Origin of the sequence: Mesorhizobium sp. Cs1299R1N1 (genome assembly GCF_037179655.1) — a bacterium.
Classification (GTDB): domain Bacteria; phylum Pseudomonadota; class Alphaproteobacteria; order Rhizobiales; family Rhizobiaceae; genus Mesorhizobium; species Mesorhizobium salmacidum.
In genome coordinates, this window is record NZ_JAPYKR010000141.1 from 1 (window position 1) to 435 (window position 435).

Genomic DNA, 435 nt, shown 5'->3' on the forward strand with positions numbered 1-435 from the left:
CCCAGATGCCGGCCAGCGCCGTCTCGACCGCGCCCTGCGGCGCCTCGTAGGCCGCCCGCGCATAGGCGTCGTCCTCGGGGACCGGCAGCGCCTTGCGGTCGAGCTTGCCGTTGGCCGTCAGCGGCAGCGCCGAGAGCCGCACGAACGCCGACGGCACCATGTAGTCGGGCAGCCGCGCGCCAAGATGCGCGCGCAAGGCGCCGGCCAGCGCGCCTGGATCTTCGTCCTGCGCTCCCGCCTCGTCCGCTCCCGCCTCGGGCGCGCACACCACATAGGCCACGAGGTGCTTGTCGCCGGTGCGATCCTGGCGCGCCACCACCACCGCCTCGCGCACCCACGCATGCTCGGCAAGCCGCGCCGCGATCTCGCCCGGCTCGATGCGGAAGCCGCGGATCTTCACCTGGTCGTCATTGCGGCCCAAGAACTCCAGGTTGC

General features: G+C 73.3%; 1 protein-coding gene. It reads right to left on the bottom strand.

What is annotated here, in order from left to right:
• Window positions 1–435: AMP-binding enzyme (locus O7A70_RS34080; RefSeq protein ID WP_337144241.1), on the bottom strand; the 435-nt coding region annotated here is incomplete at both ends.